This window comes from Nitrincola tapanii, from assembly GCF_008368715.1.
Taxonomy (GTDB): domain Bacteria; phylum Pseudomonadota; class Gammaproteobacteria; order Pseudomonadales; family Balneatricaceae; genus Nitrincola; species Nitrincola tapanii.
The window spans coordinates 122,872-137,916 of sequence record NZ_SMRS01000001.1 but is presented as its reverse complement, the minus strand read 5'-3'; the positions used below and the strand labels follow the sequence as shown (position 1 = coordinate 137,916).

Annotated in this window: 16 protein-coding genes; 12 read left to right on the top strand and 4 right to left on the bottom strand. The window is 48.4% G+C overall.

Going from position 1 to position 15,045, the window contains the following annotated elements; all coding sequences use genetic code 11:
* Window positions 1-2 precede the first annotated feature (2 nt).
* Entirely contained in the window at window positions 3-308 is a 306-nt protein-coding gene (locus E1H14_RS00735) for a PepSY domain-containing protein (RefSeq protein WP_160141995.1), read from the top strand.
* A gap of 93 nt (window positions 309-401) precedes the next feature.
* The gene (gene ettA / locus E1H14_RS00730; RefSeq protein WP_149389543.1) at window positions 402-2,060 is read left to right on the top strand and encodes an energy-dependent translational throttle protein EttA; all 1,659 of its coding nucleotides are present in this window, start codon (window positions 402-404) and stop codon (window positions 2,058-2,060) included.
* Between the two features lie 55 nt (window positions 2,061-2,115).
* Here the strand turns inward: ettA and E1H14_RS00725 are convergent, their stop codons facing one another.
* A complete protein-coding gene (locus E1H14_RS00725) occupies window positions 2,116-2,331 on the bottom strand; it encodes a hypothetical protein (protein WP_149389542.1) in 216 nt (71 codons plus the stop codon).
* 100 nt (window positions 2,332-2,431) lie between these two features.
* Entirely contained in the window at window positions 2,432-3,520 is a 1,089-nt protein-coding gene (locus tag E1H14_RS00720) for a GGDEF domain-containing protein (RefSeq protein ID WP_149389541.1), read from the bottom strand.
* Between the two features lie 170 nt (window positions 3,521-3,690).
* On the opposite strand from E1H14_RS00720, the gene E1H14_RS00715 reads away from it, so the two are divergent.
* Window positions 3,691-4,065 (top strand): PilZ domain-containing protein, encoded by a 375-nt coding sequence (locus E1H14_RS00715; protein WP_149389540.1) that lies wholly within the window; start codon window positions 3,691-3,693, stop codon window positions 4,063-4,065.
* Here the strand turns inward: E1H14_RS00715 and radA are convergent.
* Complete coding sequence (gene radA, locus E1H14_RS00710) at window positions 4,056-5,435, bottom strand: DNA repair protein RadA (protein WP_149389539.1); 1,380 nt, start codon at window positions 5,433-5,435, stop codon at window positions 4,056-4,058. The two genes, E1H14_RS00715 and radA, sit on opposite strands and share 10 nt — an antisense overlap.
* Window positions 5,436-5,477: 42 nt before the next feature.
* Between radA and E1H14_RS00705 the strand changes: the two genes are divergently transcribed.
* From E1H14_RS00705 to E1H14_RS00665, 9 genes are all read left to right on the top strand, one after another.
* Complete coding sequence (locus E1H14_RS00705; protein ID WP_149389538.1) at window positions 5,478-5,876, top strand: ribonuclease domain-containing protein; 399 nt, start codon at window positions 5,478-5,480, stop codon at window positions 5,874-5,876.
* The gene (locus E1H14_RS00700) at window positions 5,873-6,208 is read left to right on the top strand and encodes a barstar family protein (RefSeq protein ID WP_149389537.1); all 336 of its coding nucleotides are present in this window, start codon (window positions 5,873-5,875) and stop codon (window positions 6,206-6,208) included. Before E1H14_RS00705 ends, E1H14_RS00700 begins: the two co-directional genes overlap by 4 nt.
* Window positions 6,209-6,256: 48 nt before the next feature.
* On the top strand, window positions 6,257-7,528 hold the full coding sequence (locus E1H14_RS00695; RefSeq protein ID WP_149389536.1) for an O-acetylhomoserine aminocarboxypropyltransferase/cysteine synthase family protein: 1,272 nt from the start codon (window positions 6,257-6,259) through the stop codon (window positions 7,526-7,528).
* A 264-nt stretch (window positions 7,529-7,792) separates the two neighbouring features.
* Window positions 7,793-8,197: an SH3 domain-containing protein gene (locus E1H14_RS00690; protein ID WP_149389535.1), complete on the top strand. Its 405-nt coding sequence runs from the start codon at window positions 7,793-7,795 to the stop codon at window positions 8,195-8,197.
* 16 nt (window positions 8,198-8,213) lie between these two features.
* Window positions 8,214-9,119 (top strand): M48 family metalloprotease, encoded by a 906-nt coding sequence (locus tag E1H14_RS00685; protein WP_149389534.1) that lies wholly within the window; start codon window positions 8,214-8,216, stop codon window positions 9,117-9,119.
* A 2-nt stretch (window positions 9,120-9,121) separates the two neighbouring features.
* A complete protein-coding gene (locus tag E1H14_RS00680) occupies window positions 9,122-11,137 on the top strand; it encodes an adenylate/guanylate cyclase domain-containing protein (RefSeq protein WP_149389533.1) in 2,016 nt (671 codons plus the stop codon).
* Between the two features lie 18 nt (window positions 11,138-11,155).
* Window positions 11,156-12,769: an HD family phosphohydrolase gene (locus tag E1H14_RS00675; RefSeq protein WP_149389532.1), complete on the top strand. Its 1,614-nt coding sequence runs from the start codon at window positions 11,156-11,158 to the stop codon at window positions 12,767-12,769.
* 37 nt (window positions 12,770-12,806) lie between these two features.
* Entirely contained in the window at window positions 12,807-13,574 is a 768-nt protein-coding gene (locus E1H14_RS00670; RefSeq protein WP_149389531.1) for a 3',5'-cyclic-nucleotide phosphodiesterase, read from the top strand.
* Window positions 13,575-13,713: 139 nt separating this feature from the next.
* Window positions 13,714-14,274, top strand: coding sequence for a peptidoglycan-binding domain-containing protein (locus tag E1H14_RS00665; RefSeq protein WP_235017348.1), 561 nt, complete (start codon window positions 13,714-13,716; stop codon window positions 14,272-14,274).
* Between the two features lie 93 nt (window positions 14,275-14,367).
* Here E1H14_RS00665 and can read toward each other — a convergent pair whose 3' ends face one another.
* Complete coding sequence (gene can, locus E1H14_RS00660) at window positions 14,368-15,030, bottom strand: carbonate dehydratase (protein WP_149389530.1); 663 nt, start codon at window positions 15,028-15,030, stop codon at window positions 14,368-14,370.
* Window positions 15,031-15,045: the final 15 nt, after the last annotated feature.

The following is a 15,045-nucleotide window of genomic DNA, read 5'->3' as shown; positions in this document are numbered from 1 at the left end:
TGATGTTAAAAAAATTAACCCTACCCGCGGCTTTTGTTCTATCCACGCTTGCCCTGACCTGGAGCAACGTCACGCTTGCCGACTATGAGGATACACGCGCCCTAGAGAAAGCCAAAATCAGTTTAGTCGAAGCCATACAGCTGGCTGAACGTGAAACCCAGGGACGTGCCTTCGAGGCTCAGATTGACCATGAACGCTTCGGCCCTGAATTTGAAGTCTCTGTCTTAGTCGAACAGACGATTTATGAAGTCAAAATCGATGCCCAAACCGGCGCCATTTTCTCTGTACGCGAAGATCACGATGACTAGAGCCGGGTAAAGGGTGAAAAGCCTGCGCTCATCCTCTAAAATCCCCAGCATTTATACTCGCGCTTCTTTTTAAACGTTGATACGGATCTCCAAATGGCTCAGTACGTTTACAGCATGAATCGCGTCGGCAAGGTCGTCCCGCCGAAGCGAGAAATACTCAAAGATATCTCTCTATCGTTTTTCCCAGGTGCCAAAATTGGCGTTCTGGGCCTCAACGGTGCCGGTAAATCCACGCTACTGCGCATCATGGCAGGCATAGATAAAGACTATATTGGTGAAGCCCGTCCTATGCCCGGCATCCAGGTTGGCTACCTGCCTCAGGAGCCACAACTGGATGAAAGCAAAACCGTTCGTGAGATCATCGAGGAAGCCGTTGCCGATGTGAAAGGCGCACTCGCAGAGCTGGATGCGGTCTATGCCGCCTATGCCGACCCGGATGCCGATTTTGATGCCTTGGCCAAAAAACAGGCCGAGCTGGAAAACCTGATCACCGCCAAAGATGGCCACAACCTGGATCAAGCTCTGGAACGCGCGGCCGATGCCATGCGCCTCCCACCCTGGGATGCTCAGGTGAAGAATCTCTCGGGGGGTGAGCGTCGCCGTGTCGCACTCTGCCGCTTACTGCTCGACAAGCCTGACATGTTGTTGTTGGACGAGCCCACCAACCATCTTGATGCCGAATCCATCGCCTGGATCGAGCGCTTCCTGCAGGAATATCCGGGTACTGTCGTCGCGATCACCCACGATCGTTACTTCCTCGACAACGCTGCCGGCTGGATTCTGGAGCTGGATCGTGGCCGTGGCATTCCTTATGAAGGCAACTACTCTTCCTGGTTGGAGCAAAAAGAAGCCCGCCTGGAGCAGGAAGCCAAATCCGAAGCCGCGCATCGCAAAGCCATGAAGGCGGAACTGGAGTGGGTGCGCCAGGGTGCAAAAGGCCGTCAGACTAAATCCAAAGCGCGTTTAAAAGCCTTTGAAGAGATGAACTCACGCGAATTCCAGCAGCGTAACGAAACTCAAGAGATCTACATTCCACCGGGACCTCGCCTAGGTGACAAGGTCATCGAGCTGCACAATGTCACCAAATCCTTTGGCGACAAGCTGCTGTTTGAGAACCTCAACCTCTCCATTCCACCGGGGGCGATTGTGGGCATCATCGGCCCGAACGGTGCCGGTAAATCCACGCTTTTCCGCATGATTACCGGAGAGGAGACACCGGATTCCGGTGAGATCGAATTAGGTGCAACGGTGAAACTGGCGTATGTGAACCAGTCACGCGAGCTCGACGGCAACAAAACTGTCTTCGCGGAGATTTCCGATGGTCAGGATATGATCACAGTTGGCACCTACCAGACACCTTCACGTGCTTATTGCGGCCGCTTTAACTTTAAAGGCTCAGATCAGCAGAAGTTTGTTAAAGATCTGTCCGGCGGTGAGCGCAACCGCCTGCACATGGCCAAACTCTTAAAAGAAGGCGGAAACGTTCTCCTCCTCGACGAGCCGACCAACGATCTGGATGTGGAAACTCTGCGTGCGTTGGAAGAAGCGCTGCTGGCCTTCCCAGGTTCCGCCGTGGTGATTTCGCACGACCGCTGGTTCCTGGATCGTGTGTGTACTCATATGATTGCTTATGAAGGCGACTCTAACGTGGTCTTCTTTGAAGGCAACTACAGCGAGTATGCTGAAGACTACCGCAAGCGTTACGGCAAAGACCATCAGCCCGAACGCATCAAGTACCGCCGCATCAACTGATCCGGCGCGACACAGGGAAGGGGCCACCCCTTCCCTTCTTCTTATACTTCATCCCTCATGCTTTGCCATCACGCTCATTCAGCATCGCATCAGCCCACTCATACGCACGTTTCGCCACCATTTCCGGCGTCATGCGCGAATGCAAACTGGCCGCTGCCAAGCCCTGCATCGCCTGAGCGGCGAAATAATCGCGCATGGTCATGCCGTGATAATATTTCTTGGTCAGTTCATAAGGAAAAGCCGAACCACCCGAATTCTTTCTTTCAACCATTTTTTCTATCCGTTTCAGACTGGGAGCAAACCACAACACTATTATTCAAGGCTTCCATGAAGATAGGCAGCATGCGTTTTTCTTTTCAGAGTATCAAGCCCTATTGCGCAACCACCCATCCATCCCTGCCTGCTGCTTTTGCAGCATAAAGCGCTTCATCCGCCCGACGAATCAGATCTGAACTGTTTTCCCCAAGGCGTAATCCGGCAATACCTATACTGGTCGTAAACGAGACCTGCAAATTGCCCGGTATCCAGACTAAAGAATCTCGACATGCCTGGCCTATCTGCTGCGCCATCTCGATTGCCGCTTGCTCATCCTGCCCCGGCAGGATCAACAAAAACTCCTCACCGCCAAAACGTCCGGGAAGATCAAGTTTCTTACGTGCTTGCTGCTTTAAGATCGCCGCAAACTCCTTTAAAACGATGTCACCGGCTGCATGGCCGTACTTATCGTTAAACCCTTTGAACTTATCCAAATCAAATAGCAGCACCGATAAAGGCTGCGACTCTTCACGACAGGACTGAATATCCGCATCGAGCTGCTCTAACACCAAACGACGGTTAGCCAATCCGGTCAGCGCATCACGTGTCGCCTGGCGGTATAAGCCCAACAACATATTCATCTGGTTGACTGCCGCCCAACCTGCGATCAAGGCTAAGACCCCCAACAACCATAAATTGTTGAGCGCCGTTAACTCTCCCCACTGGCCGCGTAACAACTGACTTCCCAGCTCAATCGTTAGCATCAATAAAGTGATCCCCGCCACTTCAAGCAGCGTCAGCGGGAAGATCGCCAGCATCGTGATGATCATGAAAGGGAAAAACTCATATCCTGCAACCGCTTGATCAACTTGATGCAGGATCAGAAAAGCCGTGCTGGTGGCATGAAAGCAGGAGAGAAACAGAAACAGCAGCAACAAGCGCAGCAGCGCCAGATCCGTGTTGTAAGGTCGCTGCGCCCAAAAGAATAAGCCTAAAAATGCGGCACTGCTGATCATGCGTGTTACCGCCACCGCCCACCAGACCTCCTCAGGTAGCAGCAGATGATCCACAAAAATCCAGGCTGTCTGCAATAACGCCAGAATCAGAGACAACAGGCGCACACGACGATAGATAAAATGGCTACGGGTTTGTTTGAAATAGCGACTATGACGCTGTGAGCTGATCAGCTCCAAGATGGGAAACATGCACGCCCCTTACGGATACTGCGTTGAAAGCAAGGCTTTGAACGGCGATTATTGTTTTTTAGCGAGCATACTGAATAACCATTCATTTCACCATGTTAATACCCCATCCCTTCCATAAAAAAGTCCCTCTGTACTAGAATGGAAAGCATCTAGTGAAAGGAACCCATGCCATGACCACAGTTGATGACCGCCGCCGCTTTACTCGCATCCATTTTGATGCCGAGTGTGAAGTGCGTACTGCCCGTGCCACCTGTATCATGCAATTAGAGGATGTCTCGATGCGGGGCGTTCTGCTACAGACCTCATCCGAGACCGGCCTAATCCTCGGCGATGAAGTGGAAATCAACATCTACCTAGCCAACGACGTTTTGATCCGCATTCGTGCAGAACTACGCCATATCGATGCGCAGCGCTATGGCTTTTTTGCACGAGAGATGGACCTGGAAAGCGCCAGCCATCTGCGCCGCTTACTGGAGCTGAATTTAGGCGAAGAAGCCCTGATTGAACGCGAACTTGAGCATCTGTTTGAGCCAGATCAGATTTGATCCAGCGCTTCCGACAAACGCGTGACCCCCACCACCTCTAAACCGGCAATCGGCTCTTTGGGTACATTGGCCTTCGGGACAATGGCTTTGCGAAAACCATGCTTGGCCGCTTCACGGATACGCTCCTGACCATTCTGCACCGGGCGGATCTCACCGGATAAACCCACTTCACCAAAGACCATTAACTCTTGTGATAAAGGTCGATCACGGAAGCTGGAAACGATCGCCAAGAGCACAGCCAGATCCGCACTCGTTTCCAAAACCTTCACGCCCCCGACAACATTCACGAACACATCCTGATCCCCCGTCATCAAACCACCATGGCGATTCAAAACGGCCAGGAGCATTGCCAAACGATTCTGCTCCAACCCCACCGTCACTCGGCGTGGATTCGAGAGGTGCGAAGTATCCACCAAGGCCTGCAACTCCACCAGTAAAGGTCGCGTGCCTTCCCACACCACCATCACCACACTGCCAGCGGCAGCTTCCTCACCTCGGCTTAGAAAAATCGAGCTGGGATTACGCACCTCTTTTAAGCCCGTTTCCAGCATGGCAAACACCCCCAGCTCATTCACCGCACCAAAACGATTCTTATGGCTGCGTAAGGTTCGAAAACGGCTGTCGGACGAACCTTCCAGCTGCAAAGAACAGTCGATCATATGCTCCAATACCTTGGGCCCTGCTAGCGTACCGTCTTTGGTGACATGCCCGACTAGAAACAATACGGTGCCGGTTTGTTTTGCAAAACGAGTTAGATAGGCCGCAGATTCACGCACCTGTGCCACGGAACCCGGTGCGGATTGCACATCCGCCACATGCATCACCTGAATGGAATCAATGACCAGAATACGCGGCTGCAGTTGCTGCGCTACATCCGTCACAGTTTCCACCGAGGTTTCCGACAACATCTTCAGCGCATCGGCCTTTAATCCCAAACGCGCCGCACGCATCGCCACCTGCTGCAAAGACTCCTCTCCGGTGACATAAAGTACCGGCAGTGTTTGTGCCAAATGACATAGGGTTTGCAGCAACAACGTGCTTTTGCCAGCACCCGGATGCCCACCAATCAACACCGCCGATCCAGGCACCAAGCCCCCCCCCAAGACGCGATCCAACTCACCGATAGAGGTCGAGATACGCGGCATCTCTTGCAGATCGACTTCACTCAAACTGACCACGCGCTTTTGCGCCGAACTGGCCACACCGGCATAACCATCAAAACGTGCGGTACGAGTCGCCGGCGCTGCGCTGGAAGTCATACGCACCTCACTCAGCGTATTCCACTCACCACAGGCCGTACACTGGCCCTGCCACTTGCTATAGTCAGCGCCACACCCATTGCACACATACGCGGTTTTGGCTTTAGCCATCGTTTTGTTATCCTGTTTAGTCCAGATGCGGAATCCAGTTTGATGAAAAAGATTCTACCGATTTTAGCCCTGCTCTTCGCCGTCTTTGCTCTGCAAAACGGCCATTTCAATCACTTTTTCAATTCAGAATCGAGTGTTCAGAGCGCCCAAACATCACTCTCGGCACAAGAGCAAGAGCTGCTCAAAACCCTAGAACGCATTCAACGTGGCGGGCCCTTTCCTTATGATCGTGACGGCATTACTTTCGAAAATCGTGAAAAACGCCTGCCACTCAAAGCGCCTTTTTACTATCGTGAATACACGGTGGATACACCAGGCTTATCGCACCGTGGGCCCAGGCGAGTGGTGACCGGCGGCAATCCACCCGAAGTGTTTTATTACACCGAAGATCATTATCGCAGTTTTACCCGCATTAACGGCCACACAGGACAACCCGAATGAATGCCGTCCAACACACCCAAGCACCCGCTCCTGAGCAGGCCATCGACCTCAGTCAGGCAGGCCGCGTGGATCGCCAAACAATTTTGCAGCAACTCAATCAGGCTTTTGCATTTCCCGAGTATTTTGGCGACAACTGGGATGCCGCCTACGATCTTCTGATGGACAAAATTGATCTGAGCCCCCCTCAGATCACTTGGCATTTTTATCTTCCCAACGCAAGTGACTTAAATCTCGAAGACTTACAGACTTTCCAACAACTCCTAGAAGACCTAGTGCGCTATGCCACGCAACGGCAGAAAAGGCTCAAGGTGTGGCTGCATACCCCAACCTGAACCCCCTCAAACCCTTGTTCTCATCACAAATAAAAAACAGGATAAAACATGAAACTGGAAACCCTCGCCCTTCACGCCGGTTACAGCCCCGATCCCACCACCAAAGCGGTGGCCGTACCCATTTACCAAACCACCTCCTACGCCTTTGACGATGCCCAGCACGGTGCCGATCTCTTTGATCTCAAGGTGGCGGGGAATATCTACACACGTATCATGAATCCCACCACCGATGTCCTCGAGAAACGTGTTGCAGCGATGGAAGGCGGCATCGCTGCTCTGGCCGTCGCCTCAGGTATGGCCGCGATTACCTACACGATCCAGACACTGGCCGAAGTCGGGGATAACATCGTCTCCACCAGCGAACTCTACGGCGGCACCTACAATTTATTTGCCCACACCCTGCCGCGCCAGGGCATTAACGTGCGCTTTGTACAGAAGCATGACCTGGCCGCCCTTGAGCAACAGATCGATGCCCGCACCAAACTGCTCTACTGTGAATCGGTCGGCAACCCCTCTGGCGGTATTGCCGATATTGAAAAACTGGCTGAAATTGCCCATCGCCACGGCATCCCTTTGGTGGTCGATAACACCGTCCCCAGCCCAGCGCTCTGGCGTCCTATCGAACAGGGAGCAGATATCATAGTTACCGCCGCCACCAAGTATATCGGCGGGCATGGCAACTCCATCGGCGGTCTGATTATTGATTCCGGCAACTTCCCCTGGGCTGAGCATGCCGAGCGCTTCCCACTGTTAAACACCCCCGATGTCTCTTATCACGGCGTGGTCTATACCGAAGCCTTTGGCTCAGCCGCCTTTATCGGTCGTGCCCGCGTCGTGCCTTTACGCAATATGGGGGCGGCACTCTCGCCCATGAATGCCTTTTTACTCCTGCAAGGATTGGAAACCCTGAGCCTGCGGATGGAGCGCATCTGCGCTAATACTCGCAAAATCGCCCACTTCTTGGAAAATCACGACAAGGTTTCTTGGGTAAAGTATGCCGGTTTACCCAGTCATCCCGATCATGCCTTGGCGCAAAAGTATATGCAGGGTGAAGCCTCCGGCATTCTCAGCTTTGGCTTAAAGAGTGGTCGTGAAGGCACGCGCCGTTTCTACGATGCGCTGCAGATCTTCTTACGCCTGGTGAATATTGGTGACTGCAAATCTCTAGCCTCGATTCCGGCTGAAACCACACATCGTCAGCTAAATGATGCCGAGCTGAAGTCTGCAGGCGTGCTGCCCGAGATGGTGCGTCTCTCCATCGGAATAGAGCATATTGATGATTTGATTGCAGATTTAGAACAGGCGTTAGCTCAGGCGTAATCCACTCTTCTCTCGCAGCGAGTCACCTCTGATTCAACAGGCTGCGAGAGATTCTTCTCGTCTCTAATATCACAAACTTCTTGACTACTAACACTTTTGTGTTAATTATCTTAGAAGCATTTGATAACTATAGCTTTTTAAACAATCGTTTAAAAAGTAACTCTAAAGAACACTGACTTCATAACATGCAGACCAGCTTAGGAAAAGTGCGAAAGGATGCTGCCATGTTCGTCAGGACTGCATTACAGGGAAAAGGAATCGATAGTGAAACCGGTCAGTATTAGTGTTAAATCTACTCAGCTTAGACGCGAACCCTCATTTCTCTCCCCCATCATACGTCACCTCGAATACGCTAATCTTTGCGATCTTCAAGAAACACGCGGAGATTGGGCACTTATTCGTTTTAGTAACCTTGAAGGCTGGGTACATCAATCTGCTTTAACCTCAGGGCAAATTGTCCTAAGTGCCGGTGCCAGCGATGTTCAGAGACTGGCCTCCAACAAGGAAATCGCACTGGCCGGGAAAGGATTCAACGCAGAGGTTGAGAAACGTTACCGCAGAATGCATAGAGGCACCAATTATGCTGCGGTTGATCTTATGCAACGCCGAAGTATCAGCATCCAAGCCTTAAGCCACTTCATTCAAAGCGGTGACTTGAACCGCGTCTAAGCAAGGAAGCAAGAAAATGGACAGAAGAAATTTCCTGAAATCGGGTGCTTACCTTGCACTCGCAGGCACAGCCACTCAGCTGTTATCAGGCTGCCAAACACTCGGTGAACTCGCTTCTATTGCTGACCCCTATCTCACCGATGATGGCCGTACAATTTTAAATATTTTGGTCAGCGCGGGAGATGCCTTCACGACATTAGATCCAGAGCAAGAGTATTATTTAGGGCGAAGTGTCGCGGCCAATCTATTTTCACAATACAAGCCCTGGAATAACGCAGCAGCCAACGAATACATCAATCTGGTCGGTAAATGTGTAGCCTCCGCATCCATACGTCCTGAGACTTTTGGCGGTTACCATTTCCAAATTCTCGACTCCAACGAGCTCAATGCTTTTTCAGCGCCGGGCGGGCTGATTCTCATCACACGCGGAATGCTGCGTTGTTGCAAAAATGAAGATGAAGTCGCCGCCGTCTTGGCACACGAAGTTGGCCACACCTCACATCAACACGGTGTGCGCTCCATCCAAAACTCGCGCATTACCTCTCTCGCCACTTTGATTGGAACCGAAGCGCTAAAAAGAGAAGGTAATGAGAATATTTTGAAGCTGGTAAACGTATTTGAAGACTCCTTACAAGATGTGACCAACACACTCGTCAGCAATGGTTACTCACGTTCTAATGAGAAAGAAGCAGACCTTGCTGCAAGTGAAATCCTGGTCAAAGTGGGTTATGACCCTCACGCTTTAATCTCTCTGTTGGAAACGATGGATACGCGCCTCAGGCCAGGTGCTAGCGACTTTGCTAAAACACACCCTTCACCGAGCTCACGCATTGAAGACTTAGCTTCCGTTATAACAACAAAAAGCACACACATCTCTGCTGCTCGACAAAGAAGGTTTAGTCAGGCAATGCGGTCTGTTTGAAGATGATCCTGGTACAGCGCACAAAATGGATGCGAGCTTGGATAATAGCCACGCTGGCTTTTTTGTTTGTCCTACTGAATTACTCAGCAAAAAACCTTGATGCACTGGAAAACTTCACCTGGGATCTGCGAGTTAAGCTTCTAGCGACAAATGATTTTGCTCAAAACGATATCGCTATTTTTATGATTGACCAGAGCAGTCTGGACTGGGCTCAAGAGGTTAATGGCCTTGGATGGCCTTGGCCGCGTGAGCTTTACTCAATCTTAAATGCTTTTGCGCAACGTGCTGGGGCTACCGCCATCGTCTATGATCTTCTCTTTCTAGAAGATTCAATATATGGCGTCAGTGATGATCAAAGATTTGCGCAATCTATGGGTGTCATACCGACCTATTTAGCTGCTTATCCAGAACACTTACCCATTCAGGCGCTTCGACAGGCAAGTAAAATGCTTGGAAATGTCGGGCATCAACCCGATCTTGATGGCATCTACAGACAAACCCAGCCCTATGTATTTAGAAACAATCAAGCCCTAGCAACTTTGGGTTTAACACCATGGTTGAATCAGGAAGACCCTCTAGAAATTTCTTCCAGCTCTCTATTCGCAGAGTTAAATGAAAACAGTTTAAAAATACCACTCAACAGCACTGGACATGCCATCTTAAACTTCCGCAGAAACATCGAGGCCTATCCAACCTTTAGTACGGCACAAATTATACAGTCGGAGTTAAGATTTCGTGATAACGAAAGTCATTCAAACCCGACACTGGATCCATCGATACTCAAAAATAAATTTATCTTCGTAGGCTCTGATGCACCTGGATTATTCGATCTGAGACCAACGCCTATCAGCAAAATTTATCCAGGTGTCGGCTTACATGCCACCTTTCTAGACAATCTGATCAATGAAAACTTTATTCGAAAACAATCCACATTCAGTATTCTTGTATTTACAGCTATCTTAACCATCACGAGCACTTTGGTTTTTACCTTTATCAGCTCAATCTTTAAATTTATCTTAACCCTAACACTTCTCGTCTCATCACTCATCCTCTTGAGTGCTTTAACATACCTGCAGGGCATATGGTGGAATCTCACAACACCAAGCACTGCAACACTACTCGCCATCTCAAGTGTGTTTCTGAGTAACTATCAACTTGAAGGTCGAGAAAAGCGCTTTATTAGAAATGCATTCCAACAATATCTAAGTCCTGAAGTGATTCAAGAGCTCGTCAAAAATCCTGATACGCTCCAGCTAGGCGGCCAAAGACAAGAAATCAGCATATTTTTCTCAGATCTTGAAGGCTTCAGTAAATTAGCTGAACAACTGGATCCTAAAGAGCTTTCAGACTTTTTAAATGATTACCTAAGCGAAATGAGTGATATCGTCTTAGAACTCGGTGGTACGATCGATAAATATGAAGGTGATGCCATAATTGCCTTTTGGAATGCCCCTGTTATTTATCACGACCACGCTGCACGTGCCATTCAGGCTGGGAAAGATTGCCTCGCCCGACTCGCACAACTTCAACCCAAATATCAGCAATGGCTAAACTGCCAAGTCAACATGCGGATTGGAATTCATACGGGTCTGGCAGTCGTAGGGAATATGGGATCAAGTAAGCGTTTTGATTACACCATGATTGGTGATGCGGTTAATTTAGCCTCTCGACTTGAAGGTGCGAATAAAGTGTTTTCTTCACATATCTTGGTTTCAGAAGAAACTTATCATCAAGCAGGCAAACCTGAGTACCTGTATAGAATTGGTCAGATCAGGGTCGTGGGGCGATCTGAGCCTGTAAAAGTATATACATTAAAGCCGAAAAGCTCTAATGATGAGCATCGAATTTTCGAAAAAGCCTTAGATTTATTTGAGCGTGGAAGCTTCCCTGAATCAAGGTCAATGTTTAGTGAAATCATGCATAAAAACTCCATTGCACAGAACTATGTGCATCTGATCAATGAACTAGGCCAAGTATCAGATGATTGGAATGGTGTTATTGAGCTAACAAAAAAATAGTTCAAAAAGGAGTTTAATATGGGCGAGCATTTGAATATCACCACACATTTAGAATATCTCAATAAAATTGGCATAGAGCTTTCAGCACAAACCGATATCAATCGGTTACTCGAAATGATCCTGCTGACTGCAAAAAAAATAACCAATGCCGATGGTGGAACTCTTTACCTAACGAATGATGATGCTAGATCTCTAAAATTTGTCATCGTGAGAACCGACTCCCTAGGCATCGCCTTTGGCGGCAGTCATGAAAATGAAATACCTTTTCAAGACTTGCAGTTGTTTAACCCAGATGGATCTGAAAACCACTCTATGGTCGTTGCACATGCCGCACATACAGGCCAAAGCATTAATATAGAGGATGCTTATCACGCTGAAGGCTTTGATTTTTCAGGCACACAGGCTTTCGATAAACAAACAGGCTACAGATCAAAATCGTTTCTGACTGTTCCCATGAAAAACCATGAAGGCGAATTGATCGGAGTCTTGCAACTACTCAATGCACTTGATCCCTTAACAGATCAAGTGATCGGCTTTCCTGAAACATCCGAACGCCTGGTGAACTCTCTAGCTTCACAAGCCGCTGTTGCATTAAGCAATAGACAACTCATCCAGCAGTTATCAGATCTATTCGAAGCCTTTATTAATTTAATCAACGTCGCCATAGATGAGAAATCACCTCATACAAGTGGTCACTGCCAACGCGTCCCTGAAATCACGATGATGATTGCAGATGCTTTACACGCCAGCAATGAGCCTGAATGGAATCATTTCTCACTTTCTGAAAAAGATCGACATGAACTTAGAATTGCTAGCCTGCTACATGACTGTGGAAAGATCACGACTCCAACGCATATCGTAGATAAATCCACACGATTAGAAACGATCTTTGACCGAATTCATCTACTCAATGCCCGTTTTGAAATTATTAAACGTGATTTAGAAATAACGTTTTTACGCCAGTGCTTAGAAGGCGGCCACAGATCTAATCTGGAAGCAGAATTCAATGCTAAAAAAAACCAGTTGGATAAAGATATACGATTTATTCAACACATCAATCAGGGCTCTACCTATTTGACAGATGAACACCTGTCAAATCTCGAAGAGATTCGACACCGATATGATTTTCAGATTGATGAGGTCACATATCCCATCTTAAATGAACATGAATATGAAAATTTAAGTGTTCGTGGCGGTACCCTCACCCAGGCCGAAAGAGAGATCATGAACCAGCATATTGTGACCACAATCAAAATGCTGGAAGCCCTACCCTGGCCAAAACGCTTAGCTCGAGTGCCAGAGTTTGCCGGTGGCCATCATGAACGTATGGATGGCAAAGGCTATCCGAAAGGCCTAAAAGGCCAAGATATGAGTGTACAAGCACGGGTCATGGCAATCGCGGATATATTTGAAGCGCTAACGGCCTCAGACCGGCCCTATAAAAAACCCAACACCGTTTCGGAATCCCTCTCTATACTTGTCGCCTTCGCCAACAATGGGCATATAGACCCCGATATTTTTAAAGTTTTTCTGACCTCCAAGGTATGGGGCAGCTATGCAGCAGATTACCTTATTCCTGAACAGCGCGATGATGTTGATATTAACGCTCTCTTATCTAAGCTGAACAGTTGATTACTTTAATGATCATCCACAATATGGGAATTAAAATGTGAAGATTGAAGTTCTTGGTTGTAGTGGCGGAATAGGGCCAACACACTATACAACCTGCTTGCGGATCAACGAGTCCATTTTGATTGATGCCGGTAGCGGCCTAAGCAATCTATTGCCCGAGCAATACACTTCAATTAAAAATATTTTTCTAACCCATTCACATCTAGATCATATTTGCTGTTTACCCATGTTTCTGGACGGTCTGCTTGACTACCATACCCCCCCCATTCAAATACATGGATTACCTGAAACACTAAACAGCCTGAAACAACACATATTTAACTGGCAAATCTGGCCGGATTTCAGTGTGATTCCTAGCCAACAGAAACCTCTGATGCGCTATCAAGCACTTCAATTGGGTGATCGTTATGAAATCGACAACCTCTTTATCACACCTGTTCTCGCTAAACATACTGTCGATGCTTGTGGATACCTGCTTGAAGAGAAGGGGAAAAGAGTCCTTTTTACTGGCGATACCCTTTATGATCAACACTATATTGACATGTTAAACAGCAACCTGCCGCTAGATCTTCTTATCATCGAGTGCGCCTTTCCAAACTCAATGGATGACATCGCCACTCAAGCGGGGCACTTAACCCCAAAAACACTGCATCAACTTATTGCCCAACTCAGTTTACCGCCTAAGGAAGTTAGAATTTCGCATATTAAACCCTCAGCTTCGAAAATCATTCTTTCAGAGCTTAAGGCTCAGAAACACGAATCTGAATTTAGAATTCTAGAAACACATGAGAAGATTTCCCTATAAGGAAAATAAAACATATCACTTTGACTAAAGGAGCTCTAAAAATAATTTTACATTTACAGACTCAAGAGTATAGCAGTTGCTATGCTTGATGAACTGGAGTTCATGGAACCATTAATATCAAGGAATAAGGAATAGGATTGTGAAATCAAAATTAATCAAAAAACATATTAAGCCCCTTATCATCACCGCTGCATCAGCTTTCGCCTTAGCCGGCTGTAATGCAGATGGTGTTTCTAGCGTATTAAATGCAGCTCAACAGATGCAAGCCGCTCAAGCCAATAATCTGGCCCCCAGTCAACAACAAATAGTGAATGCCAGCGCTATGCTTGATGGGATGGATGAGCGCAGCAAAACGCGTTTACTGCAAACACAAATGAACACGATGGGATATAGTGTTGGCACTGCTGATGGTGTGGCGGGTCCGGCAACGCGTCGCGCCCTGCAAAACTTCCAACGTGATTATGGTTTAAATGTCAGTGGTCGCTTTGATGCGGATACCATCGATGTTTTGATGCTGAACATGCTGGCAGATCAGCAAACTACCGCAGCCCCGACCACGACTCAGCAACCCTCTAATACGGCTCTTTTGCTGTTACAACAGCAATTACAGCAAAGAACCGGCGGCACAGTAAATAACCAGCCAGGTGTCAGCAATGAGGCGCAAACTCTTCTCAATCTGATGAATAGCTTGCCTAAGTAAATCCATCATCCTTGTGTTAAAACTGAGCACCTCCAGGGTCAAGCACACATGTGCTGCCTTGTAGGTGCTCAATTTAGCGCAATACCGATTCCATTAGTCAGTCTCGACCAAACGCTCCACACGCTGCAACGCCCGCTCATATTCCAGATCGGTTTCATCCGCTGAACTGGAGCAGAAACTCAGATCCGTCAACAAGCCATTATTCAGACTATAAATCCAAGCATGTACCGTCACATCCTGGCCACGCGCCCAGGCCTCACGCACAAAGGTGGTGTTGCAGACATTTTCCGCCTGCTCAATCACATTCAACTCGCATAAACGATCAAACTGCTGGGGCGTTTCCTGCCAATCCCCGAGTAGCTGCTTATGCTTGAAGTAGACATCACGAATATGGCCAAGCCAGTTGTCGATCAAGCCATGCGAGCGCGTATCCAGCGCCGCCTTCACCCCGCCACAACCATAATGACCGACGACCATGACATGCTTCACCTTCAACACCTGCACCGCATACTGCAGCACCGACAAGCAATTCATATCGGTATGCACCACCAGGTTAGAGACATTGCGATGAACAAACACCTCACCTGGCAGAAGATCGACGATCTCATTCGCGGGCACACGACTGTCTGAACAACCGATCCAGAGATACTCCGGGGCTTGCTGCGCCGCAAGGGTCGGAAAAAAATCCGGATTCATGCGGCGAATACGGTCTGACCATCCCTGGTTATTCTGAAAAAGTTGATTCAGTTTTTTCATTTTGATTCTCTTGAA

Excerpts from the sequence above, each read along its gene's own strand:
- E1H14_RS00735 (WP_160141995.1), top strand. The coding sequence starts at position 3 with ATGTTAAAAAAATTAACCCTACCCGCGGCTTTTGTTCTATCCACGCTT.
- ettA (WP_149389543.1), top strand. The coding sequence starts at position 402 with ATGGCTCAGTACGTTTACAGCATGAATCGCGTCGGCAAGGTCGTCCCG.
- E1H14_RS00725 (WP_149389542.1), bottom strand. The coding sequence starts at position 2,331 with ATGGTTGAAAGAAAGAATTCGGGTGGTTCGGCTTTTCCTTATGAACTG.
- E1H14_RS00720 (WP_149389541.1), bottom strand. The coding sequence starts at position 3,520 with ATGTTTCCCATCTTGGAGCTGATCAGCTCACAGCGTCATAGTCGCTAT.
- E1H14_RS00715 (WP_149389540.1), top strand. The coding sequence starts at position 3,691 with ATGACCACAGTTGATGACCGCCGCCGCTTTACTCGCATCCATTTTGAT.
- radA (WP_149389539.1), bottom strand. The coding sequence starts at position 5,435 with ATGGCTAAAGCCAAAACCGCGTATGTGTGCAATGGGTGTGGCGCTGAC.
- E1H14_RS00705 (WP_149389538.1), top strand. The coding sequence starts at position 5,478 with ATGAAAAAGATTCTACCGATTTTAGCCCTGCTCTTCGCCGTCTTTGCT.
- E1H14_RS00700 (WP_149389537.1), top strand. The coding sequence starts at position 5,873 with ATGAATGCCGTCCAACACACCCAAGCACCCGCTCCTGAGCAGGCCATC.
- E1H14_RS00695 (WP_149389536.1), top strand. The coding sequence starts at position 6,257 with ATGAAACTGGAAACCCTCGCCCTTCACGCCGGTTACAGCCCCGATCCC.
- E1H14_RS00685 (WP_149389534.1), top strand. The coding sequence starts at position 8,214 with ATGGACAGAAGAAATTTCCTGAAATCGGGTGCTTACCTTGCACTCGCA.
- E1H14_RS00680 (WP_149389533.1), top strand. The coding sequence starts at position 9,122 with ATGATCCTGGTACAGCGCACAAAATGGATGCGAGCTTGGATAATAGCC.
- E1H14_RS00675 (WP_149389532.1), top strand. The coding sequence starts at position 11,156 with ATGGGCGAGCATTTGAATATCACCACACATTTAGAATATCTCAATAAA.
- can (WP_149389530.1), bottom strand. The coding sequence starts at position 15,030 with ATGAAAAAACTGAATCAACTTTTTCAGAATAACCAGGGATGGTCAGAC.